14 protein-coding genes and 11 pseudogenes are annotated in these 23998 nt (G+C 64.7%); 8 read left to right on the forward strand and 17 right to left on the reverse strand.

Annotated elements, in window-relative coordinates:
• Positions 1–262 (reverse strand): glutathione S-transferase family protein (locus OWR21_RS01080; RefSeq protein ID WP_332394418.1); only part of this gene is annotated, 262 nt, incomplete at its 3' end.
• Between the two features lie 109 nt (positions 263–371).
• On the opposite strand from OWR21_RS01080, the pseudogene OWR21_RS01085 reads away from it, so the two are divergent.
• The 4 genes and pseudogenes from OWR21_RS01085 (at position 372) to OWR21_RS01100 (ending at position 4573) form a co-directional block, all read left to right on the forward strand.
• A pseudogene (locus OWR21_RS01085) lies at positions 372–1879 on the forward strand (3-hydroxyacyl-CoA dehydrogenase).
• Between the two features lie 42 nt (positions 1880–1921).
• Positions 1922–2700 (forward strand): annotated as a pseudogene (locus OWR21_RS01090) (oxepin-CoA hydrolase, alternative type).
• 12 nt (positions 2701–2712) lie between these two features.
• Positions 2713–3446: pseudogene (locus OWR21_RS01095) on the forward strand (histidine phosphatase family protein).
• A gap of 38 nt (positions 3447–3484) precedes the next feature.
• Positions 3485–4573, forward strand: a complete 1089-nt coding sequence (locus OWR21_RS01100) for a phosphotransferase (RefSeq protein ID WP_316899393.1) — start codon at positions 3485–3487, stop codon at positions 4571–4573.
• Positions 4574–4582: 9 nt separating this feature from the next.
• Here OWR21_RS01100 and OWR21_RS01105 read toward each other — a convergent pair.
• Together OWR21_RS01105 and OWR21_RS01110 are read right to left on the reverse strand one after the other, a co-directional pair.
• Positions 4583–5000 (reverse strand): annotated as a pseudogene (locus OWR21_RS01105) (glyoxalase).
• On the reverse strand, positions 4997–5710 hold the full coding sequence (locus tag OWR21_RS01110) for an SDR family oxidoreductase (RefSeq protein ID WP_332394419.1): 714 nt from the start codon (positions 5708–5710) through the stop codon (positions 4997–4999). The pseudogene OWR21_RS01105 and the gene OWR21_RS01110 overlap by 4 nt, the downstream one beginning before the upstream one ends.
• 235 nt (positions 5711–5945) lie before the next feature.
• Between OWR21_RS01110 and OWR21_RS01115 the strand changes: the two genes are divergently transcribed.
• Entirely contained in the window at positions 5946–6812 is an 867-nt protein-coding gene (locus tag OWR21_RS01115) for a LysR family transcriptional regulator (RefSeq protein WP_332394420.1), read from the forward strand.
• A 6-nt stretch (positions 6813–6818) separates the two neighbouring features.
• Here the strand turns inward: OWR21_RS01115 and OWR21_RS01120 are convergent.
• Together OWR21_RS01120 and OWR21_RS01125 are read right to left on the reverse strand one after the other, a co-directional pair.
• Positions 6819–7845 (reverse strand): annotated as a pseudogene (locus tag OWR21_RS01120) (transporter).
• Between the two features lie 139 nt (positions 7846–7984).
• Positions 7985–8929 (reverse strand): LysR family transcriptional regulator, encoded by a 945-nt coding sequence (locus tag OWR21_RS01125; protein WP_332394421.1) that lies wholly within the window; start codon positions 8927–8929, stop codon positions 7985–7987.
• A 93-nt stretch (positions 8930–9022) separates the two neighbouring features.
• On the opposite strand from OWR21_RS01125, the gene OWR21_RS01130 reads away from it, so the two are divergent.
• From OWR21_RS01130 to OWR21_RS01140, 3 genes and pseudogenes are all read left to right on the forward strand, one after another.
• Positions 9023–9460 (forward strand): PaaI family thioesterase, encoded by a 438-nt coding sequence (locus OWR21_RS01130; RefSeq protein ID WP_332394422.1) that lies wholly within the window; start codon positions 9023–9025, stop codon positions 9458–9460.
• Between the two features lie 76 nt (positions 9461–9536).
• On the forward strand, positions 9537–10796 hold the full coding sequence (locus OWR21_RS01135; RefSeq protein ID WP_253537615.1) for an acyl-CoA dehydrogenase family protein: 1260 nt from the start codon (positions 9537–9539) through the stop codon (positions 10794–10796).
• A 167-nt stretch (positions 10797–10963) separates the two neighbouring features.
• Positions 10964–11655, forward strand: a pseudogene (locus tag OWR21_RS01140) (glutathione S-transferase N-terminal domain-containing protein).
• Between the two features lie 719 nt (positions 11656–12374).
• On the opposite strand, the pseudogene ureG reads toward OWR21_RS01140, so the two are convergent.
• From ureG to urtB, 12 genes and pseudogenes are all read right to left on the reverse strand, one after another.
• Positions 12375–12986, reverse strand: a pseudogene (gene ureG / locus OWR21_RS01145) (urease accessory protein UreG); the annotation flags it as partial.
• 11 nt (positions 12987–12997) lie between these two features.
• On the reverse strand, positions 12998–13687 hold the full coding sequence (locus OWR21_RS01150) for an urease accessory protein UreF (protein ID WP_332394438.1): 690 nt from the start codon (positions 13685–13687) through the stop codon (positions 12998–13000).
• On the reverse strand, positions 13680–14327 hold the full coding sequence (gene ureE, locus OWR21_RS01155; protein ID WP_332394423.1) for an urease accessory protein UreE: 648 nt from the start codon (positions 14325–14327) through the stop codon (positions 13680–13682). Before ureE ends, OWR21_RS01150 begins: the two co-directional genes overlap by 8 nt.
• 1031 nt (positions 14328–15358) lie before the next feature.
• A pseudogene (gene ureC / locus OWR21_RS01160) lies at positions 15359–17076 on the reverse strand (urease subunit alpha).
• Positions 17077–17089: 13 nt separating this feature from the next.
• Positions 17090–17395, reverse strand: coding sequence for an urease subunit beta (locus tag OWR21_RS01165; protein WP_063391398.1), 306 nt, complete (start codon positions 17393–17395; stop codon positions 17090–17092).
• Between the two features lie 11 nt (positions 17396–17406).
• Positions 17407–18024, reverse strand: coding sequence for a HupE/UreJ family protein (locus OWR21_RS01170; protein WP_332394424.1), 618 nt, complete (start codon positions 18022–18024; stop codon positions 17407–17409).
• Positions 18025–18078: 54 nt separating this feature from the next.
• Positions 18079–18381, reverse strand: a complete 303-nt coding sequence (locus OWR21_RS01175) for an urease subunit gamma (RefSeq protein ID WP_004630759.1) — start codon at positions 18379–18381, stop codon at positions 18079–18081.
• 89 nt (positions 18382–18470) lie between these two features.
• Positions 18471–19359 (reverse strand): annotated as a pseudogene (locus tag OWR21_RS01180) (urease accessory protein UreD).
• A 142-nt stretch (positions 19360–19501) separates the two neighbouring features.
• A complete protein-coding gene (gene urtE, locus OWR21_RS01185; protein ID WP_332394425.1) occupies positions 19502–20194 on the reverse strand; it encodes an urea ABC transporter ATP-binding subunit UrtE in 693 nt (230 codons plus the stop codon).
• 140 nt (positions 20195–20334) lie between these two features.
• Positions 20335–21186, reverse strand: coding sequence for an urea ABC transporter ATP-binding protein UrtD (gene urtD, locus OWR21_RS01190; protein WP_009241045.1), 852 nt, complete (start codon positions 21184–21186; stop codon positions 20335–20337).
• Positions 21183–22351: pseudogene (urtC, locus tag OWR21_RS01195) on the reverse strand (urea ABC transporter permease subunit UrtC). Before urtC ends, urtD begins: the two are co-directional and overlap by 4 nt.
• Before the next feature lies 1 nt (position 22352).
• Positions 22353–23979: pseudogene (gene urtB / locus OWR21_RS01200) on the reverse strand (urea ABC transporter permease subunit UrtB).
• Positions 23980–23998: the final 19 nt, after the last annotated feature.

Genomic DNA, 23998 nt, shown 5'->3' on the forward strand with positions numbered 1-23998 from the left:
GCACCTTGGCCGCCCGGAACGGATCGGCCGGAATCAGCGGATGTTCCGGATACCGCGCTTCCAGATAGTCGACAATGACCTGCGATTCGCACATCCCACCGTCCTCGCCCACCAGATACGGCACCTTGTGCAGCGGCGAGATTTCGCCGTCGGTCTGGTCCGGCCAGCGCGGTGATTCCTCAAAAGGGATGCCCTTTTCCAGCAGGGCGAGCTTGACCTTGTTGTAGTAGTTGCTCGCAGAAAAGCCGTAAAGCGTCAGCATGAACCCGTCTCCTTGGTAATTTGGCCGCCCGTTATGGTCGGTGCGGATGCCAGAAATCGCACGCTCGTGCTATTTTAGCCAGACTTCTTTCGATCGCAGCGGATTTCATATGCAGACTATCGGGATTGTGGGCACGGGCGCCATGGGGCGCGGCATTGCGCAGATCGCGGCCCAGGCAGGTTTGCGCGTCAAGCTGTTCGACGCCAACCCGCAAGCCGTGGAAGCGGCGCGCACTGCACTGGCCGATACGCTCGCCAAGTTGGCCGCCAAGGGAAAGATGACGGCGGAGGAAGCCGACGCCACCGTCGCGCGGCTCGTCCCTGCAGACGCGCTCGCCGATCTGGCCGACTGCGACCTCGTGGTCGAGGCCATCGTCGAGAAGCTCGACGTCAAGCGCGACCTCTTCCGCCAGCTCGAAGACATCGTCCGCGCGGATGCCATCCTGGCGTCGAATACATCATCGCTGTCGATCACGGCGATTGCCGCCACATGCAAGCACCCGGAACGCGTTGCTGGCTTTCACTTCTTCAACCCGGTGCCGCTGATGAAGGTGGTCGAAGTCATCGACGGCCTGCGCAGCGCGCCCGCAACCGGTGATGCCCTGGCAGCACTCGCCAAGCGCATGGGGCACACCGCCGTGCGCTGCATCGACATGCCGGGCTTCATCGTCAACCACGCAGGTCGCGGCATGAATACCGAAGGCCTGCGCGTGGCGCAGGAAAGCGTGGCGGCGTATGCGGACATCGACGCCATCATGCGCGAGCAGGCGGGCTTTCGCATGGGGCCGTTCGAGTTGATGGACCTCACGGGGCTGGACGTTTCGCACCCGGTGATGGAATCGGTCTACCGCCAGTTCTATGACGAGCCGCGCTATCGTCCGTCGCAGATCACGGCGGTGCGCTTTGCCGGCGGCATTCTGGGCCGCAAGACGGGCGAAGGTTTCTACCGCTATCCGGAGGGGCAAAAACAGGTACCGGCAGAAACGCCCGCCCCGTCTGCGCGCCCGTCTTCGGTGTGGATCAGCCGCGCGCATGACGCCGGCCACGCCGCAGCGCAGCGCCTGTTGCTCGATCTGGGCATCACGCCCGAAGGCGGTTCCAAACCGTCCGCCGATGCATTGATCATCGTGACGCCGCGCGGGCTGGACGCCACGGCCTGCGTGGCCGCCGAGGGGCTCGACGCACGCCGCACCGTCGCGCTCGACACGCTCTATCCGTTTGCCGCCACCAAGCGCCGCACGCTGATGACCACGCCCGCCACCGACGCGGCCTACCGTGACGCCGCTCACGGCTTGCTGGCCTCCGACGGCGTGCCCGTCACGGTGATCCGGGATTCGGGTGGCTTTGTGGCGCAGCGCATCGTCGCGTGCATCGTCAACATCGCGTGCGACATCGCCCAGCAGCGCATTGCCACGCCGACGGACATCGACCTCGCTGTCACGCTGGGGCTCGGTTATCCCAAGGGCCGCTGGCACTCGGCGATACGCTGGGCACGAACGCCATCCTTGAAGTCCTGCAGAACCTCTACGTGCTGTATGGCGATCCGCGCTATCGCCCGAGCCCGTGGCTGCTGCGCCGTGCCCGTCTCGGCATGTCGCTGCTCACGCCTGATGCCTGATACGCCTGACGCCTGATTGCCGCTTACCCTGACGAGGCCGCCATGACCGCGCAATTGCTCTCCAAACGCATCGGCTCGACGCTGGTGCTGACGCTGTCCAACCCTGACGCCCGCAACGCGCTGGACCCGGTGATGTACACCGCGTCGATGGAAGCGCTGGACCGCGCCGCCAACGACAACGAAATTCGCGCCATCATCTTCACGGGCGACGGCAATGCCTTCTGTGCGGGCGGCAATCTGAACCGCCTGCTGGAAAACCGAAGCAAACCCAGGAGCGTGCAGGAAGACGGCATCGACGCGCTCAACCACTGGATCGAGACGATCCGCACGTTCCCCAAGCCCGTGATTGCTGCGGTGGAAGGCCCAGCGGCCGGCGCAGGTTTCTCGCTGGTGCTGGCGTGCGACTTGCGATTGCCGCATCGGACGCGAAGTTCGTGATGGCGTATGTGAACGTCGCGCTGACGCCGGACGGCGGTGGCTCGTGGCACATCGCGCGCTTCCTGCCGCGCCCGCTGGCGAGCGAAATCATCATGCTCGGCAAGCCTGTCAGCGCGGAGCAGCTCGCGCACTTCGGCCTCATCAATGAGGTGGTCAAACCCGGCGAGGCGCTGGACCAGGCGTTGGCACTGGCGGAAAAACTCGCTGCGCAATCGCCGCACGCGGTGGGCCGCATCAAGGGCCTGATCGCGCACGCCGAAGACGCCTCGCTGCACGATCACCTCAAGGCCGAGCAGCACAGCTTTGTCGAAGCGCTGCACCACGCCGACGGCAACGAAGGCATCTCCGCCTTCCTGCAAAAGCGCAAACCCCAATACCGCTAGTTTCCGGCTCGCATGGTTCCCTTCCCGACACCCAATCGCCGCCGCGTCTACCTGATGCGTCATGGCGCGGTGACGTACTTCGACGAAACCGGCCGGCCCGTTCCGTCGCCCGAAGCCGTGCCGCTCAACGAACTCGGCCGCAGCCAGACCACCGCCGCCGGCAAGGTCTTCGCGGCCGAGAACATCATCTTCGACCGCGTCATCGTCAGCGGCCTGCCGCGCACGGTAGAAACCGCGCAGCGCGTGCTGGCCGAGATGCCGGCGATGCAGGAACGCGGCATCGCGCTTGAGCACTGGCCCGAGCTGCAGGAAATCCGCGGCGGCAAGCTGGCGGAAATTCCCGAGCACGAACTCGCGCAAGCCTTCATCGGCGCGTTTGAAGGCACGGTGTCCGAAGACCGGCGCTTCCTCAACGGAGAAAGCATCGGCGAATTTCTTGACCGCGTGATTCCGGCCATCGCCCGGCTGCGCGCGCAAACGGACTGGGACACCGTGCTGCTCGTGCTGCATGGCGGCACCAACCGCGCGATCCTCTCGCATGCCATCACCGGCGGCGAGCGCGTGTTCTTCGGCAGCCTCGCGCAGACCGCCGGCTGCATCAACGTGCTCGATGTTGGCGAGGCCCCGACCGACTGGGTGCTGCGCATGAGCAATTTTCGGCGCCCTCGCCCGCGCATGTCGGCTCGCGCCTGACGACGATGGAAGTACTGCTGCAGCAGTACCTTCGCCATCGTCAACCGACCTGAACTTTCCTCGATACACAACAAGATTCGGAGACACACCCATGGCACAAACGGACCAGCAGGATTTCTCGGCCTTTGAGGGCACGCGCCCGGTAGCAGATCAGCAGAAGTTCGACATCGGCGCGCTGGAAGCGTGGATGCGCGAGCAGGTTGAAGGCTTTGCCGGCCCGCTCACGGTTGAACAGTTCAAGGGCGGCCAGTCGAACCCGACGTTCAAGCTGATCACGCCGTCGCGCACGTACGTGATGCGCGCCAAGCCCGGGCCGAAGGCGAAGCTGCTGCCGTCCGCGCACGCGATCGAACGCGAATATCGCGTGATGGATGCTCTCGCCAAGACCGACGTGCCCGTCGCGAAGATGTATGCGCTGTGCGAAGACGAAGCCGTGATCGGCCGCGCCTTCTACATCATGGAGTTCGTGCAGGGCCGCGTGCTGTGGGATCAAGCCCTGCCCGGCATGGCGCCCGCCGAGCGCACCGCAATCTATGACGAGATGAACCGCGTCATCTCTGCGTTGCACACGGTGGACTACGCCGCCATCGGCCTGACCGATTACGGCAAACCCGGCAACTATTTCGCGCGTCAGATCGAGCGCTGGAGCAAGCAGTACAAGCTGTCGGAAACCGAGTCGATTCCGGCCATGGACAACCTGATCGAATGGCTGCCCAAGCACGTGCCGCAGGAAGCCGAGGAAATCACCAGCATCGTTCACGGCGACTACCGGCTCGACAACCTCATCTTCCATCCGACCGAGCCGCGCGTGCTGGCCATCCTCGATTGGGAGCTGTCGACGCTCGGCCATCCGCTCGCCGATTTCAGCTACCACTGCATGAGCTGGCACATCGAGCCAGGCCAGTTCCGCGGCGTCGCCGGCCTGGACTTCGCCGCGTTGGGCATCCCCACAGAAGCCGAGTACATCCGCCAATACGAAGAACGCACCGGCCGCCGCATCACGGGCGACTGGAACTTCTACCTCGCCTACAACATGTTCCGCATTGCCGGCATCCTGCAGGGGATCATGAAGCGCGTGGTGGATGGCACGGCGTCGTCGGCGCAGGCGATGGAAGCGGGCAAGCGCGCCCGCCCGATGGCCGAACTGGGCTGGAAGTACGCCCAGCAGGCCGGCGCATGATGTTGCGCCTCACTTCGTAGCAGGCTTCTCGTACTCGCGCGCCGCTTCCAGCGGACCGGACAGCGGCGCCTCCAGCTCCAGCACCACCCCGCCCGGCAACTGCACGAAGATCTGTGCGGCAGGCCGCGCGGGGTGTTTCGACCTGGTGCGGCACGCCGCTCTGACGCACGGCGGCCAGCACATCGGCGGCATCCTTCCCGGTGCGGAACGCGATATGCGAAAACACCAACTCCGGCGTATCACCTTCCTGCGTCACGAGATGGACCAGCGCATCGTCGTTCTGGTACAGCCATGTGCCGGGAAACGGAAACACCGGGCGCGGCCCCGGTTTCCAGCCCAGCACATCAGCGAAGAATTTCAGGATGGGTGCCTCTCCTGCCACGTGAAAGTTCACGTGGTCGAAGGTCCAATCGCTGTCAGTCGTCATAGCAAACCGCCTCCTTCAATGTCGATGATGGCGCCGGTCATGAAGCCGTTTGTCATGGCCAGCAGATAGCCTTGCGCGAGGTCTTCCGGCGTGCCGACACGGCCGACCGGCAAGCCACTGCCGATGCGCGCGAGCATGGCCTGCCGATCGGCCGGCGCGCCCCACACTTCCGTATCCACCACGCCGGGGCTGATCACGTTGACGCGGCGCGGTGCGAGTTCCTTCGCCAGGTTCTTGGCGGCGGCTTCCACTGCAGCATTGATCGAGCCACGCAGCAGCCCGGTTGCCGTCGCCTTGCGCGAGAGCAGGCCCGAGGTGAGCGTAATCGATGCGCGTTCTGTCAGATACGGCAACGCAGCTTGCACCGCCATCAGCGCCGCAAACACCTTGGTGCCGAAGGCCTGCTCAAGATCGGCACGCTGCAGCGAGGCAAACGGCGGCGGGCTCGTGCGCGAACCGATGGTGATGACAAGGTGATCAATCTTCCCGCTGGGGGACAGCTGGGCTGCCTGCGCCAGCGCGCCCGCCAGCGACGCCGAGTCGTTCGCATCGACGGCAATGCCGTGCGCGCCATCCGCCGCCTTCGCCGAGCGCCCCAGCACGGTCACGCGCGCCCCTTCGGCTGCCGCCGCGCGTACCACCGCCTGCCCAATACCGGCCGTACCGCCCAACACCACCACGGACTGGTCCTGCAAGGTCTTCGAAGTCATGCCAATGCTCCTTTGAGAAGAGAAAGAAAAAACCGTCAATCGACTGGGGCCATTCTTTCATCAAACAAAAGCAAGATAATCTGGCTATGCTTTGATGATTCTCCAAATCTGCTTTGACAATGATCGCCCTCGACGACCTCCGCCTGCTGGTGCGCATTGCCGACGCCGGCAACCTTTCCGCCGCCGCGCGCCAGCTCGGCTGGCTGCCGCCACCGCCAGCGCCGCGCTCAAACGCGTGGAGACCGAACTCGGCGCCCGCCTGTTCGAGCGCACCACGCGCAGCATGCGTCCGACCGAAGCCGGCCAGCGTTATCTGGGGTATGCAAGACAGGCGCTGGAAGCGCTGGACGAAGGCGCAGAAAGCCTGGGGCAGGATCGCACCGAGCTGTCCGGCCCCATCCGCATTGCGGCCACATCGAACCTGGGGCGACACATCCTGCGCCCATGGCTCGATGCCTTCTGCGACGAGCATCCCGGCGTGCGGATCACGCTGGTGCTCGGCGACCGGCTGGCCGACCTGATGCGAGAAGACCTCGACTTCGCGCTGCGCTATGGGCATCTGCAGGATTCCGCGCTGGTGCGGCGGCCGCTTGCGTCGCATCCGCGTGTGATCGTGGGCGCGCCGTCGTATTTCAAGCAGCACGGCCGGCCTGCCCACCCGAGCGACCTCGCCGACCATCGCTGCCTGATCCTCCTGCGCAACGGCGAGCCCGTCACCCGCTGGCAACTCACGCACGCCAGCGGCCCCCCGATCGACGTACGCGGCGATTTCCAGTGCGACGACGGCGCCGTGGTGCGCGACTGGGCGATCGCCGGGCGCGGCCTGGCCTTCAAGTCGTGGCTGGATGTCGCGCAAGACGTGAGCGCGGGACGGCTGGAGGTGGCCTTGCCGGCATGGAGCCATGCCCCCACGCCGCTGCAGCTCGTGGCCCTGGCGCGCCGCCATCGGCCCGCGCGGCTGACGGCGTGTGCGGATTTTCTCGCCGCGCGCTTTGCGGAGTTCAGCGCGTGTTACCCGTTCCCGGCTGCAAAGACGGCAAAGGCAGCAACGGCATCGCCCAAACCCGCCAAAGCCAAGTCGGCCGTCACCGCGAATACGTAGACGTTCTTATTGGTTGTTGCGGCGGCGGACCACCACCAGGCCACGATGCACGTAAACGCCGCCACCAGCCCCACCATCAGCCAGAAGCCGTGATGGTTGTCGGCCAGCGGCACGCCACCCACGTTCATGCCGAAGAGCCCTGCGACGATGTTGATCGGCAGGGCCAGCACGGTCACCAGCGTCAGCGTGAACAGCGTCCGGTTGTTCTGCTCGTCCAGGCGCGCAATCACCTCTTCCTGCAGCAGCTTGATGCGCTCGATCAATCCGCTCATGTCGCGCAACACGACGGAGAACTCCTCGGTCGATTCGCGCAATTGCTGCACATCTTCCGGATGCAGCCACGCCGGCGGCCGGGCCAGCAGGCGAAACACCGAACCGGGCTCCGGTGCCAGCATGCGCTGCAGACGCACCAGCACGCGGCGGGTGCCCGCAAGCTCCTGCCGCCCGGAGGTGATCTTTGACGCCAGGAAACGGTCTTCGATGCGGTCGATGTCGATGCCGGTGGTGCGGACGATCTGCGTCATCAGATCAGCCTGATCGCACATCAAATGCCCCAGCAGGTCCGCTGGCGAGCGAAACGTCTCGCCGCTGCGCACGCACTCGCGCAAGCGGTCGACCGAATGCAATGGCTTGCGGCGCAACGTCACCAGCAGGCGCCGGTGTGCGATACCCACTGCGTCGCCACCTGCGTGGGCGTGCGCTCGAAATCGAAGATCACATCATTGAAGACAGCGACGAGCGCACCGTCCTGCTGCTCGATGCGCGTGGAGTGCGCCTCCTCGCCCAGCAACTCGAGAAACGATTCGGGCAGCTCGAGATGGCCCTGAAGCCACCGCATGCACCCCGCGCGCGACAGGTTGAAATGCAGCCAGATGAATGCGTCGCCGGCATCCTCGCTCTCTGCATGCTGGAGCGCATCCGCAATCTCGGACGAATCCAGCGCCACGCCGGGCTTGCCCGGTTCGAAACGAAAACCGCAGATGAAACCGGTGTTGTCGGATTGGAAACTGATCGCGGACGCAGTCGCAGTCATACATCGGAAGAAGAGACGGTTTGCCGGGAGCGCAGGCGCTGGACAGTGGCACACCGAATGCCATCAATCTGTCATAAACCGGCGTGGTTACGCCATTTGTGCGCCGCAGCCCCGATGATTGCGTCCGCCCTTGCGTTCGTCAACGCCCGTCTGCGAATGCCGCCACGGCGTCGTCCAGGGCCACCTCCGCCATCGCGGCGAATACGTGGTCCCGCAGCCAGCGGCTGGCGGCATCCTGGTCGCTGTTGGTGTGCCAGTACAGATACAGCTCAAGCGGCTGTACGTTGAACGGCAGCGGCAGCATCACGTTGCCATACGGCTCGTTGGCGATGCGCGCATAGCGGATCGGCAACGTGGCGAGCAGATCCGTGCAGCTCACCACGCGGCAGGCGGCCGGGTAATGCTGGCAACGCAGCCGCACACGTCGCTCGTGGCCGAGGCGGCGCAGCTCCACGTCTTCCAGCCCGGCGCCACGGCGCCGCGACGACACATGCACGTGCTCGCAGGCGAGGTAGCGCTCCAGCGTCAGCGGTTCGTTGGCGATGGGGTGGCCGAGGCGCGCCAGCACCACCATCGGATCGGTCAATAGCGGCGCATGGCGGATGGCCGGAGATGCCGGCACCAGAATGTCCGCCGCCGCGTCGATGGTGCCGGCCAGCAATTCGGTTTCGAGCTGGCGGCGGTCTCCGCGCACGGTCGTCACGTCGATGCGCGGCGCTTCCTTGGCGATGGCGGCCATGAGCGGCGGCAGCAACGTCGCTTCCAGCGCATCGCGCATCGACAGCGTGAAGCGGCGCTCACTCGTGGCAGGGTCGAAGCGCGTGCCCTCACGCAGGGTGCGCTCGAAGCCCTGCAGCGCCGTGCGCACCTCGGCGATCAGCGTGCGCGCCAGCGGCGTCGGCACCATGCCCTGCCCGCGCCGCTCGAACAGCGGGTCGTCGAACAACTCGCGCAGCCGCCCCAGAGCGTGGCTCACCGCCGGTTGCGTCAGGTTGAGCGTGCGGGCGGCCGCCGTAATCCCGCCTTCCGTATAGATGGCGTCAAAGACGACAAACAGGTTCAGGTCGACGCGCGATATATGCATGACATTGATGGACTGCAATCTACGAAATTCATTTCTCTTATTGTAGGCGAAGGCTTATTCTGCGGACACCACTTGTGAGTTGCGCCGCGCGCCATGACCACAACCCCTCATCTCGCCGTACCGACGGGTTTTGACCTGCTGAACAAGCCGAGCCCCTTCCTGACGATGCTGGGGCCGGTGTATGCCAAGGGGATGGGCGCGTCGATGGTGATGGGTTTCCACGTACAGCATCACCACCTGAATCGGCGCGGCATCCTGCATGGCGGCGTGGTGGCATCGTTGGCCGATGCGGCGCTCGGTTACTGCCTGGCCGAACCGGGCGAAGGCACCGGCGGCGCGCTGGCCATGTCGACCGCCAGCCTGACGGTGGATTTCATCGCCTCTGCCGGAGAAGGCGACTGGATCGAGATCACCCCGGAGGGATTGCGCACCGGCAGCAAGCTGGCCTTTGCGCAGGCCCTCTTCCATCGCGGCGACCGGTTGATTGCGCGCGCGAGTGCCGTGTTTGCCGTGCTCGGCGGGCGTGTTTGACGCATGGCCGAGTCTGTCTGAACTGAGTTGATGGTTGCCCGTTCGAGGCGCTTGTTCGATGTACTGAGGAGACACCATGAATTTCGATTACACGCCCAAGGTCAAGGAAATGCAGGCACGCCTGCTTGAATTCTTCGACCAGCACATCTACCCGAACGAGCACCGCTTCCACGAAGAAGTCGAAGCCAACCGCCGTGCCGGCAACGCGTGGATTCCCACGAAGGTCATCGAAGAACTCAAGCCGCTGGCGCGCAAGGCCGGGCTGTGGAACCTGTTCCTGCCGCGTTCGCCGCGCGCACCCGAAGGGCTGTCGAACCTCGAATACGCACCGCTGTGCGAAATCATGGGCCGCGTGCCCTGGGCGCCGGAAGTGTTCAACTGCTCCGCGCCCGACACCGGCAACATGGAAACGCTGGAGCGCTACGCGTCCGAAGAACTGAAAGACCGCTGGCTGGAGCCGCTGCTGCGCGGCGAGATCCGCTCCGCCTTCCTGATGACCGAGCCGGCCGTGGCCTCGTCGGACGCCACCAACATCGAATGCCGCATCGAGCGCCAGGGCGACGAATACGTCATCAACGGCCGCAAGTGGTGGTCGTCGGGCGCCGGCGACCCGCGTTGCGCCGTCTACATCGTCATGGGCAAGACCAACCCCGATGCCGGCCGCCACGAGCAGCAATCGATGATCGTGGTGCCGGCCAATGCGCCGGGCATCACCGTCATGCGCCCGCTGAGCGTGTTCGGCTACGACGATGCGCCGCACGGCCATATGGAAGTCGACCTCAAAGACGTGCGCGTGCCGGTGGGCAACATCCTGCTCGGTGAAGGCCGCGGCTTCGAGATCGCGCAGGGCCGCCTCGGCCCGGGCCGCATCCACCACTGCATGCGCAGCATCGGCGTGGCCGAGCGCGCGTTGGAGTTGATGTGCAAGCGCCTGTCGTCGCGCATCGCGTTCGGCAAGGCCATCGCGCAGCACAGCGTCTGGCACGAGCGCATTGCCGAAGCCCGCTGCATGATCGAACAGGCCCGCCTGCTGACGCTCAAGGCCGCGTACATGATGGACACAGTCGGCAACAAGGTCGCCAAGGCCGAGATCGCGATGATCAAGGTCGTGGCCCCGAACATCGCCTGCCAGATCGTCGACTGGGCGATCCAGGCACACGGCGGCGGCGGCGTGTCGGGCGACTTCCCGCTGGCCTCGGCCTACGCGCACCAGCGCACGCTGCGCCTGGCCGACGGCCCGGACGAAGTGCACCGCGCGGCCATCGCCAAGCTGGAACTGGCCAAGCATCTGCACCTGAAGGATGTTGTCGACATGCCGGTCACCCGCGGCTCCTGATCTGCGGCGCGGCCGTACCGTTCACTCCTTAACCCCGCCTTGAGCGGGGATTTTTTTGCCTCTGCCCGGCGTCTGCGCGTTTTTCGGTTCTGTGCTGGAATGGAACACTTTGCAGGCTGCTGGTGGCCTGCACTTCTCTTCCCGGCCAGAAGCCAAGGAGCCACTCGATGATCGACGTCTATAGCTGGGCCACGCCCAACGGCCACAAAGTGCACATCATGCTGGAGGAATGCGGGCTGCCTTACCGCGTTCACGGCATCAACATCGGCGCCGGCGACCAGTTCAAACCCGACTTCCTCAAGATCAGCCCCAACAACAAGATCCCGGCCATCGTCGATCAGGATGGCCCGGACGGCAAACCGATTTCGCTGTTCGAATCGGGCGCGATCCTGCTGTACCTCGCCGGCAAGACGGGCAAGTTCCTGCCCGAGGACGTGCGCGGCAAATATGAAGTGCTGCAGTGGCTGATGTTCCAGATGGGCGGCGTCGGCCCGATGCTCGGCCAGGCGCACCACTTCCGCATCTACGCGCCCGAGAAGATCGAGTACGCGATCAACCGCTATACGAACGAAGCGAAGCGTCTGTATGGCGTGATCGACAAGCGCCTGGGCGAATCGAAATTTCTCGGCGGTGCGGATTACTCCATCGCCGACATTGCGACGTGGCCGTGGCTGCGCAGCTGGAAGAACCAGGGGATCGAGCTGTCGGATTATCCGAAGCTGCAGCGCTGGTTTGAGGCCATTGAAGAACGCCCGGCCGTGCAGCGCGCGGTGAAGGTGCTGGCCCAGGAACGCCTGCGGTGCAGGACGACAAGGCGAAGGAGATTTTGTTTGGGGCTACGCAGTATCAGCGGCGTTGATTCGGCGTTTTCCTTTGCTGGAGGGGCTGCCTTGTTTGGCGGCCTTTTTTGTTTTTGTGGTCGGGTTGGGGGTGGGCTTTTGTTTTGTCCTCTGCGAGGCCGGCTTTGTGGTGCATCCCTATTTCACCCCTGCCGGGGGCGACTCACTTTCTTTGTCTTGCCAAAGAAAGTAAGCAAAGAAAGGCGCGCCCGATGCGGCGAAAGACTCCTTGAATTTATGTCGCAAGGAGGGGAAGGGAAAAACTCGCTTCGCTCAGACAGTTTCCTTCCTTTTCCTCCTTGCAACACAAATTCAAGGCGCCGCATAGGGCAGGGAAAGTCAAAGGCCAAACCATCGATCACCAGTGCAGTAGGAGCCAACAACGCAACGCGAAGCAAGGCGAGCAACAACACCACCGAGAAAGTGCCAACTAGGACAGCACACCATCGGTTTGGCCGTTGACGTTCCTGCCCTAGATGGCGCCTTGAATTTCTGTAAGCGGGCGGATAAAGGAAGGAGGCCTGTCTGAGCGAAGCGAGTTTGCCTCCTTCCCCGCCCGGTTACAGAAATTCAAGGAGTCTTTCGCCATCTCGGGCGCGCCTTTCTTTGCTTACTTTCTTTGGCAAGACAAAGAAAGTGAGTCGCCCCCGGCAGGGGTGAAATAGAGATGCACCACAAGAGCCCGCCCCCGCAGGAGAACAACCGCAAAAACCAAACCCCAAAAACCCCTAGCCCCCACCAACATCCCCTGCCTCTCAATAAACCGAATCACCTCATCCAACCCACCCTGCGCCCGCAGATTGCACATCACGAACGGCCGATCGCCGCGCATCTTGCGCGTGTCGCTCTCCATCACCTCCAGCGACGCCCCGACATACGGCGCCAGGTCCGTCTTGTTGATGATGAGCAGGTCCGACTTGGTGATGCCCGGGCCGCCCTTGCGCGGGATTTTCTCGCCGCCCGCCACGTCGATCACATAGATGGTCAAGTCCGACAGCTCGGGGCTGAACGTCGCCGCGAGGTTGTCCCCGCCCGACTCAATGAAGACGACGTCCGCATCCGGAAACTTGGAAAGCATGCGGTCCACCGCTTCAAGGTTGATCGACGCATCTTCGCGGATGGCCGTGTGCGGGCAGCCGCCCGTCTCGACGCCCATGATGCGTTCAGCGGGCAGCGCGCCGGAGATGGTCAGCAGGCGCTGATCTTCCTTCGTATAGATGTCGTTGGTGATCGCCACGAGGTCGTAGCGCTCGCGCATGGCCTTGCAGAGCATTTCGAGCAGCGTGGTCTTGCCGGAGCCCACCGGGCCGCCCACGCCAACGCGCAGGGCAGGAAGTTTCTTGGTTCGCATGTTGATCAGGTTCAGGATCGAAAGAGTCGTGAGTATTGCGTTTCATGCCGGGCAGACAACACGCCCAGCCCGGGCGAAAACGTAGACAGTTCAGGCGGATGACAGGCCGCACGCCGCGTAGCCTCTTCCACCGCACCCGCCACCGCTGCGTGCAGGCCAAAGAGAATCCGCTGCCCCGCAGCCTGCCCGAGCGGCACGGCCTTCACTGCCGCCGCCATCTGGTTTTCCACCCAGGCAAAGCAGTACGCCGTCACGCCGTCGCGCGGGTCGACATTCAGTGCGGCAGCGGCGGCGGCAAAGGCCGTCGGAAACGTCACTGAAGCGCGCGCGGCCAATGCGCCGCGCAGTGCGTCATCGCCCCATTCCATCTGCTGGATGAGTCGACTGAGCGACCAGCCCATCTGCGACGTTTCGAGCCGCAGCTCGCGCGTCTCGCGGGTGGCAAGGAACCAGGCATCGCGCTCGGCCACGGCATCGAAGCGGCCGGCCTGCCAGTCGGCAAACTGCAGCAGCCACAACGGCGCCTCGCAGGCGGCCAGCACGTCGAGCCCCTCGGCAATCCACGCCGCAGCCGACGCTTCATCGGTCACGTGCCGCACGTCCACCGCCGCCTCCAGGCCCTGCGAATAGCTGAAAGCGCCCACCGGCAGCGCCGGGGACGCGAGATGCAGCAAGGCGGTGAGCTGCGCCGCGTTAGTCATGGTGATGATGGTGATGGCCGCAGCCGGGGCCATGCACATGGCCGTGGCCGTGGTCGTGATCATGACCGTGCGCGTGACCATGCTCGTGGCCGTGGTCATGCGCGTGACTGTGGCCATGATCGCGCCCGTGATGCTCGTGGTACAGCGCCTGCGCGGCCGCGTAGTCCTCTTCGAACGTCGCATCGTGGCCGTGACGATGGCCGCCGCCATAGGCGCCCGCCTCGGGCTCGAACAGCGCCTCCACATGCGCGACGGTCACGCCCAGGCGGACCAGCATGTCTTCGAGCACCGGATCGGCTTCGAGCTGCAGTGCATCGGCGCTGACCTGCACGGGCGTGTGGCGATTGCCGAGGTGGTAGGCCGCGCGCATCAGTGCAAGACGGTTGTCGCTGCTCACGCGCAGCACCTGCTCCGGTGCGGCCTGCACTTCCACCAGCGTGCCGTCTTCAGCGACCAGCACATCGCCGCCGCGCATGACGGTGCCGCGCGGCAGCACGACGGCCACTTCACGGCCATCGTCGAGAGTGGCGCGCAGGCGGCTGCGGCTGCGCTCCAGGAATGGCAGCACCAGCTTGGGCGCGCGCTTGACCAGCACGGAGGCCAGGCCATGCGGTGCGGGGTGTTTGTTGATGGAAAGCATCGTTGGAACCTATTCACAATCTCGCGACTGCCCAGCTTGGAGCTGAGCCTGTCAAATACCGGGGTCCGAGCCTCGAAGGTCGAGCTCCGAGCCTCAATCGTCAGGCTCTGAGGCTCAATTGCCAAGCTCTGACACTCAACAGCGGGGCTCTGAACTCCGACTTTCACACTTTTGGTTTCGAATCCCAAGGGTTGAGGGTCGAACGTCGGGCTCGGAGGTCGGAGCACGAGGCTTTTGCATCGAGCATGGCCCTCGGAGGCCCGAAAAATTCTGCATTTTTGCTTCGGTTGCGTCTCGTTTTGTCTAGATCGGGTCTTGCGGCCGAATTGCTTCGCCTCGTTGGCTCTTATTCGATATCTGGAGTATCGAATTTGAGGGTTGGAGGGTCGTGGTTGGGGGTCTGAGCTTCGGGCTTCGAGGTCTAAGGCTCGTTTTCCTCTTTCTTGCCCGGGGCGGGGCTTGTTGGTTTGCTTCTGTTTCGCCCCCTGCCGGGGGCGACTCGCTTTCTTTGTCTTGCCAAAGAAAGTAAGCAAAGAAAGGCGCGCCCGATGCGGCGAACCCCTCCTTGAATTTGTGTCGCAAGGAGGGGAAGGAAAACTCGCTTCGCTCAGACAGTTTCCCTTCCTTTTTCCTCCTTGCAACAAAAATCCAAGGCGCCATCTAGGGCAGGAACGTCAAAGGCCAAACCATCGATCACCAGTGCAGTAGGAGCCAACAACGCAACGCGAAGCAAGGCGAGCAGCAACGGCACCGACAAAGTGCCAACTAGGACAGCACACCGCCGGTTTGGCCGTTGACGTTCCCGCCCTAGATGGCGCCTTGGATTTTTGTTGCGGGGAGGAAAAAGAAGGGAGGCCTGTCTGAGCGCAGCGAGTTTGCCTCCCTTCCCTCCCCGCGACACAAATCAAGGAGTCTTTCGCCATCTCGGGCGCGCCTTTCTTCTGCCTACTTTTCTTTGGCAAGACAAAGAAAAGTAGGTCGTGCCCGGCGGGGTACGAAACAGGGATGGACCACGGAGCCCATCCCAAAACTCAAAACAAGAAATACCTCTGCGCCATCGGCAACACCTCCGCCGGCTCACAAGTCAACACAACCCCATCCGCCACCACCTGATACGTCTCCGGATCAACCGTAATGTCAGGCCGCCAGTCGTTATGAATCATGTCCGCCTTGCTCACAGTACGCGTGCCCTTGACCACCGCTGTCGTCTTGGCCAACCCATACTGCTCCGCCACGTCAGCCGCAGCAGCTGATTGCGAGAGGAACGTCAACGACGTCCGCCCCAGCGCCCCGCCCGCCGACCCAAACATCGGCCGATAGTGCACCGGCTGCGGTGTCGGGATCGACGCATTTGCATCGCCCATCGCCGCAGAGGCAATCATCCCGCCCTTCAGGATCAGGCTCGGCTTCACGCCAAAGAACGCCGGCTTCCACAGCACGAGGTCTGCCCACTTGCCGACTTCAACCGAGCCGACTTCGTGCGCGATGCCGTGCGTGAGCGCGGGGTTGATCGTGTACTTGGCCACGTACCGCTTGACGCGGAAGTTGTCGTGCCCGCCGCGCGCATCGTTCGGGTCGCCGGCCAGCTTGCCGCGCTGCACCTTCATCTTGTGGGCGGTCTGCCACGTACGCAGCACGACTTCGCCGACGCGACCCATGGCCTGCGAATCGCTGGAGATCATCGAGAACGCGCCGAGGTCGTGCAGGATGTCTTCAGCGGCGATCGTCTCGCGGCGGATGCGGCTCTCCGCAAAGGCGATGTCTTCGGCGATGGACGCATCGAGGTGATGGCACACCATCAGCATGTCGAGGTGCTCGTCCAGCGTGTTGACGGTGAAGGGCCGCGTCGGGTTGGTCGACGACGGCAGCACGTTCGATTCACCGCACACGCGGATGATGTCGGGCGCGTGCCCGCCGCCCGCGCCTTCGGTGTGATACGTGTGGATCGTGCGGCCTTGAATGCCGCGACGGTGGCTTCAACAAAGCCCGATTCGTTCAACGTATCGGTGTGGATGGCGACCTGCGTGTCGGTGTCGTCCGCCACGCCCAGGCAGCAGTCGATGGCGGCGGGCGTGGAGCCCCAGTCTTCGTGCAGCTTCAGGCCGATGGCGCCTGCGTCGATCTGCTCGCGCAGCGCGCCCGGCAGGCTGCCGTTGCCCTTGCCCAGAAAGCCGATGTTCATCGGGTACGCATCCGCGGCCTGCAGCATGCGCTGCATGTACCACGGGCCCGGCGTGCAGGTGGTGGCGTAGGTGCCGGTGGCGGGGCCGGTGCCGCCGCCGATCATCGTCGTCACGCCGCTGTTGAGCGCTTCGTCGATCTGCTGCGGGCAGATGAAGTGGATGTGCGAGTCGACGCCGCCGGCGGTGACGATCATGCCCTCGCCCGCGATGATCTCGGTGCCGGGGCCGATGACGATGGTCACGCCGGGCTGGATGTCCGGATTGCCCGCCTTGCCGATCGCCGAGATGCGGCCGTGCTTCAGGCCGATGTCGGCCTTGACGATGCCCCAGTGGTCGATGATCAGCGCGTTGGTGATGACCGTATCGGCGCAGTCTTTCGATTCGCGCTGGCTCTGGCCCATGCCGTCGCGGATGACCTTGCCGCCGCCGAATTTCACTTCCTCGCCGTAGAGGGTGAAGTCGCGTTCGACTTCGACGATGAGTTCGGTATCGGCCAAGCGGACGCGGTCGCCGGTCGTGGGGCCGAACATTTCCGAATACGCGCGGCGATTGATCTTCAATGTCATGTCCGTGTCTCGCTCAAAGCTTGCCCATCACGCGGCCGGCAAATCCGTAGACCACGCGGTCACCGGCCAGCGCCACGAGTTCGACCGTGCGCTCCTGCCCCGGCTCGAAGCGCACGGCGGTGCCGGCGGCGATGTTCAGCCGATAGCCGCGCGCGGCTTCGCGGTCAAAGCGCAGCGCGTCATTCACTTCATAGAAGTGGTAGTGCGAGCCGATCTGCACGGGGCGATCACCGGTGTTGGCCACCGTGACCGTCAACGTGGCACGGCCTGCGTTGAGTTCGAGATCGCCGTCTTGCGGCAGGAGTTCTCCGGGGATCATGTCGCGCCCCGTCAGACAGCCGCCGCCAGCAGGCCGGCACCGTACAGCGCCACGCCCACACCCGACAGACGCGCCAGCCATGCCAGACGCGGCTTCAGCGCAAAGCCCGCGCCGATGCCGGCGGTATGCAGCAGCGCCGTCGCCACGGCAAAGCCGCCGACGAAATACGGGAACATGGCCTGCGCTCCTGCGGGGAATTCCGTGCCGTGCGCATAACCGTGGAACAGCGCGAACGCGCCGCACAGCAGCGCACCGCCCCACGTCGGCAGTTGGGCGCGCGCGGCAATCAGCAGGCCGAACACCAGCAGCGATGCGGCAATCATCGGCTCGGCCATCGGCACCGCCACACCGCCCGCGCCGAGCAGCGCACCCAGGATCATCAACGCGACAAAGGCGACCGGCGCCCACAGCGCATCACGCACCGAGCGCGAGGCCAGTGCACTCCACACGCCCACGGCCACCATCGCCAGCAGGTGGTCTGCGCCCGTGAGCGGATGCAGGAACCCGGCGAGCAGGCTGCCCTCGGCGGTATGGCCCGGATGCCCCGGGTGGGCAAACGCGATGGAGGCGCCGAACATAAGCGCAATGGCCGCTGCGGGCCGGACGAAGCGAGACAGGGTAGGCGTCATGGCAGGACTCGTAGTGGTGAGTGGCGTGCGGACTTTAAACTTGGAAATCAAAATTCAAACGATCGGGTGATGGACGGTGACGAGCTTCGTGCCGTCCGGAAACGTGGCTTCGACCTGGATGTCGGGAATCATCTCGGCCACGCCGTCCATCACGTCATTGCGGGTGAGAAGCGTGGTGCCGTAGTGCATCAGGTCGGCAACGGTCTTGCCGTCGCGTGCGCCTTCCATGATGGCGGCGCTGATGAAGGCGACGGCTTCCGGGTAGTTGAGCTTGAGGCCGCGGCCCTTGCGGCGCTCGGCCAGCAAGGCGGCGGTGAAGATCAGCAGCTTGTCTTTTTCGCGCGGGGTCAGTTCCACGAGGGCTCTCTTCGGTGAGGGTCAATTCAGTTGAGTTCAGATCGGGCGATGCGAGGTCAGGTCGCCATCATGTGGCCGTCATGTCGCAGTCATGTAGACCAGAGGCGCAGCGGGCGGCCTACCACGCCATGCATCGGTTCGCGCAGCGCCAGCCACGTCTGTGACAGCAACGCGCGCACATCTTCGGGCCGGCGTGCAAGCACGCGCAGCAGCAAAACGTTTGGCAGGCCGGGCGCATCTTGCGTGAGGCACGTGACGCCCGCGCGCAGGTCGTCGTTGTACGGCAGGCGCTCGGCCATCGATTCGGCAAGGGCTTCGGTGGCGCCCTCGCCTACGGCCCACAGCGTGCCGGTGACGTGAAAGCCGGCCATGCCCGTCGTCGCATTCAGCACGGGCGATTGCGCCTCGAACGCCGCCGATTCAATCCACAGCGGCTGCCCGTTGCAACGCAAGGCGGTGCGCATGGCGATGCGGCCTTCCGCCCATGATTCACCGGCGGCATGGCGGCCGAGCATGGTGGTGTCCCAGCCGATGGCGGTGGCGCCCGATGTCCAGATCCAGCGTCAGGTCGATGATCGGGCACGCCTGGTTGAAAACGATGTTCTCTTGCGGCAGCCAGTCGAGCCGCGCCCCCGCCTCCGCCCGGATGGCAACGCGCTGCGTGGCCGTGCGGCCGAGCGACTTGTACCACTTGGTGGCGCCGGGCGTGGTCAGCACAGCATGCGCGTCGGCACCGACTTCGATGTCGATATCGAGCACATCGCCGCCGGCAATGCCTGCGGGCGGATGCAGCATGACGGCATGGCAGACGCCCTCGCCTTCCGGATACAGCGCCTTCTGCACCCGCAGCGGCCCCTGATGCCGGCACGTCGCCAGCACAGTGCGCTCACCGCGCCGTGCAAACGCCAGGTGCAGCGAGGCCTCCCAGGATGCAAATGCGGTGGCCTGCGGCGGAACAGGAAAGTCGGGATGGCGCATCGGTCATGCAAACGGGAGGGTTGCCCCATGAAACGCGGCTGCGCGCTTCATGCCGGGCCCCACCCTAAGCAAACGGAAAGGTTTTCCATCATAGCCAGATGCCGCCCATTTGGCACCCGACTTTTCACACGACTCCTGTGCGTCAAACCGCCACCAGATCGCGCACGCCATCGGCCTCCATGTTCGCGCCGTCGCCCTGGGCGACGACCTCGCCGCGGCTCATGACGACGTAGCGGTCGGCAATGCTGCGGGCAAAGTCGTAGTACTGCTCGACCAGCAGCACCGACATGCCGAACTCATCGACGAGGCGCCGCAGCGTGCGGCCGATCTCCTGGATGATCGACGGCTGGATGCCTTCGGTCGGCTCGTCCAGGATCAGCAGGCGCGGCTCGCTCATCAGCGCGCGGCCAATGGCAAGTTGCTGCTGCTGGCCGCCGGACAGATCGCCGCCGCGACGGCCCCTCATCTCCTTGAGCACCGGAAACAGCTCGTAGATGGAATCGGGCACCTTGGAAGGCGCGCGCTTGGCGGCCGCACCAATCAGCAGGTTCTCTTCCACCGTCAGCCGCGGAAAGATCTCACGCCCCTGCGGCACATAGGCGAGGCCCTGCGAGACACGCTCATACGCGGGCAGCTTCTGGATGGTGCGCCCTTCCCAATCGATCGCGCCACTGGCGGTGGGCACCACGCCCATCAGGCATTTGAGCAGCGTCGTCTTGCCAACGCCGTTACGGCCAAGCAGCGTGGTGAGCTTGCCTGTGGGGACGTCAAAGCTGACGTTGCGCAGGATGTGGCTGCCGCCGTAGTACTGGTTCAGTTGTTGGACCTGCAACATCGCGTTCTTTCCTTTTGCCTTGAGAAGGCTCTGAAAAACGTAGCGAGCGGTCCGATGTTGGCCCGAGAAGCGCAGCCGTACACGGGTACGGCGAGCATCACAGGGCAAGATCGGGACGCGCAGTAGTTTTGCGGAGCCTTCTAACGCCCCAGATAGGATTCGATCACTCGCTCATCGCGCTTGACGGCATCGAGCGTGCCTTCGGCCAGGACGCTGCCTTCGGCCAGCACGGTCACGCGTCCTTCTGCTCCCGCCAGCGCGGCGACAAATTCCATGTCGTGTTCCACGACCATGATCGAGCACGTGCCGCGCAGGCCGTTGAGCAACGTTGCGAGCTGCATCGTCTCTTCATCCGTCATGCCGGCGACCGGTTCGTCGAGCAGCAGCAGTTGCGGTTGCTGCATCAGCAGCATGCCGATCTCCAGCCGCTGCTTCTGGCCGTGTGAGAGCAGCCCGGCAGGCCGATAGGCCTCCGCTTCCAGATGGATGCGGCCGAGCGTTTCTTCGATGCGCTGGCGGCCATCGTTCAGCAGACGCGCGCGCAGCGAGACCCACCAGCGCTTGTCGGCTTTCATGGCCAGTTCCAGGTTTTCCCACACGGTGTGCTGCTCGAACACGGTCGGCTTCTGGAACTTGCGGCCGATGCCGATCTGCGCGATGCGCGGCTCGGTCAGGCGCAGCAGGTCGATGGTCTGGCCGAGGAAGACTCGGCCGGTCACGTCGGCATTGCGCGGCCCGGTCTTGCCGGTAATCACGTCCATCATCGTGGTCTTGCCCGCGCCGTTGGGGCCGATGATGCAGCGCAGCTCGCCGTGGTCGATCGACAGCGTGAGCGCGTTCAGTGCGCGAAAGCCGCCGAAGCGCACGGTGACGTCTTCGAGATACAGGATGGCGCCGTGCGAGACGTCGATCGTGTCCGGCTCGACCAGGTGGCCCATGCCGGTGGCGGTGCCGGTCTCCGCGCGGTCGGGGAGTTCGGTGAACGTGCTCATGCGTGGTCTCCGGTGGCGGCCGCGGCTTCATGCGCCTGGGCTGACGCGGGCGCTCGCCTTTTCATGCGCAGCTTGCCCAGCAGCCCCAGCACGCCGTTCGGCAGATACAGCGTCACCAGCACGAAGATCGCGCCGAGCACGAACAGCCAGTACTCCGGCACCCATGCGGTGAGCAACGTCTTGGCGCCGTTGACGAGGAACGCGCCGATGATCAGGCCGATCAACGTGCCGCGCCCGCCCACGGCGACCCACACGGCCATCTCGATGGAGTTGCCCGGCGACATCTCGCCCGGGTTGATGATGCCGACCTGCGGCACGTAGAGCGCGCCCGCGATGCCGCACAGCACGGCCGAAAACGTCCACACGAACAGCTTGTAGCCCAGCGGGTTGTAGCCGGAGAACATCACGCGCGCTTCGGCATCGCGAATGGCGGTGACCACGCGGCCGAACTTGGACGTGACGATGGCGCGGCAGGCGATGAACGCCAGCACGAGCGCCACAAACGTCGCCACGAACAGCACGGTGCGTGTCGGCAATGCGGAGATCGGAAGCCGAGGATGCGTTTGAAATCCGTAAAGCCGTTGTTGCCGCCAAAGCCCGTCTCGTTGCGGAAGAACAGCAGCATGGCCGCATACGTCATCGCCTGCGTGATGATCGACAGGTAGACGCCTTTGACGCGCGAGCGGAAGGCAAAGAAGCCGAAGAGCCACGCCAGCACGCCGGGCACCAGAATCACCAGCAGCATCGCCCAGGCGAAGTGCTCGGTGCCGTGCCAGAACCACGGCAGCTCCTTCCAGTCGAGGAAGACCATGAAGTCCGGCAGATCGCTCTTGTACACGCCTTCGCGGCCGATGGAGCGCATCAGGTACATGCCCATGCCATAGCCGCCGAGCGCAAAGAACAGCCCGTGGCCGAGGCTCAGGATGCCGCAATAGCCCCACACCAGATCGAGCGCCAGCGCCGCGAGCGCGTAGCACATGATCTTGCCGATGAGCGTGAGCGCGTACGCCGACAGATGCAGCGGGCTGCCCTCCGGCACCAGCAGCGCGCACACCGGCGCGCCAATGCACACGATGAGCGACACGAGCACCAGCGCAGACCACCCGCGCCGCGACAGCAGCGGCATGCGCGCCGGAATATCGAGAGAGAACTTGGTCGTCGTCATATCAGGCCTCGGCGCTGCGGCCCTTGAGGGCGAACAGGCCCTGCGGACGCTTCTGGATGAACAGCACGATCAGCACCAGCACGATGATCTTGGCCAGCACCGCGCCATAGAACGGTTCGATGAACTTGTTGATGAGGCCCAGCCCGAACGCGCCGATGATCGTGCCGGCCAGTTGCCCCACCCCGCCCAGCACCACGGCCATGAACGAATCGATGATGTAGCTCTGGCCGAGGTCCGGCCCGACGTTGCCGATCTGCGAAAGCGCACAGCCGCCCAGGCCGGCAATACCGGCACCGAATGCAAACGCGTAGCTGTCGACCTTCCACGTGCGCACGCCAACGCAGGCCGCCATCGTGCGGTTCTGCGTGGTGGCCCTCACGAACAGGCCCAGGCGCGTGCGGTTGAGCACCGCCCACGCAATCGCCACGACGGCCAGCGCAAACAGCAGGATGACGAGCCGGTTGTAAGGCAGCACGAGGCCCGGATACAGCGCAATGCCGCCGCTCATCCAGCTCGGGTTCGCGACCTCCACGTTCTGCGCACCGAAGATCGAACGCACGGCCTGCATCAGCAGCAGGCTAATCCCGAAGGTGGCAAGCAGCGTTTCCAGCGGACGGCCATACAGGTGACGCAGCACCAGCCGCTCCAGCGCAAAGCCAACGACGGCCGCCGCCAGGAACGCGGCAGGCAGCGCTGCGGGCAAATACCAGTCGAACGCGTTCGGAAAGTAGTTGCGGAAGATGGTCTGCACCACGTAGGTGGCGTACGCGCCGATCATCAGGAATTCACCGTGCGCCATGTTGATGACGCCGATGAGCCCGTAGGTGATGGCCAGCCCAAGCGCCGCCAGCAGCAGCACCGAACCGAGGCTCAGCCCCGCAAACAGGTTGCCGACCAGCTCGGCCTTGCGTTGCTGCGCGGCGAGGCCGTCGAGCGCCTGTTGGGCCGCGGCGCGCAGTTCATCGTCGGCGCCGCTGTCCTTGGCAAGCAACGGGGCGATGCGCTGGCGCGTCTGCGGATTGGTGTCGCCTGCAAGCAGCTTGAGCGCTTCGAGCTTCTCGGCATGCGTGCCGTCGTCAAGCGCGAGATTGGCCCACAGCACATGCAGCTTGCTGCGCAACTCCGGATCGGTTTCATGCTTGCGCGCCGCGTCGACAATGGGGCGCGACGCCGTCTCGGGATGCGCAAGTATCGACGGCCTGCGCGCGCACGGCGCGATCGGGCGATTGCAGCACGAAGCCGCTCGCCGCGCTGTCCACTTGCGCACGCAGGGCATTGTTCAGTGTGAGGGACTGCAGATCGTCGGCCTTGACGGTGACGGGCTGGCCAGTGATCGCGTCCAGGTACTTCTCGCCGTCCTGACGCACCATGCCGGCGGCGGGTGCGAAGAACAGCGCGTCATTCTGCAAGGCTTGCAGGATCGGCCCGGCTTGTTCGGCGGGCGCAGCGGTCAGCGCGTTGAGCGCCTTGACCTTGGCATCGAAGTCGTCTTCGGCCAGCGGCTTGAGATCCGCCTGGGTCAGGGGTTGTCCGGCGGCCCACGCAGAACCTTGGGGCGTCGCGGCCAGACAGAAAGCGCACAGCAGTGCGGCAAGGGAATGAAACAACCAGCGGGACAAGCGCATCATGGCAATCCGATGCGTGGCG

It is taken from the genome of Ralstonia sp. 1B3 (assembly GCF_036631435.1).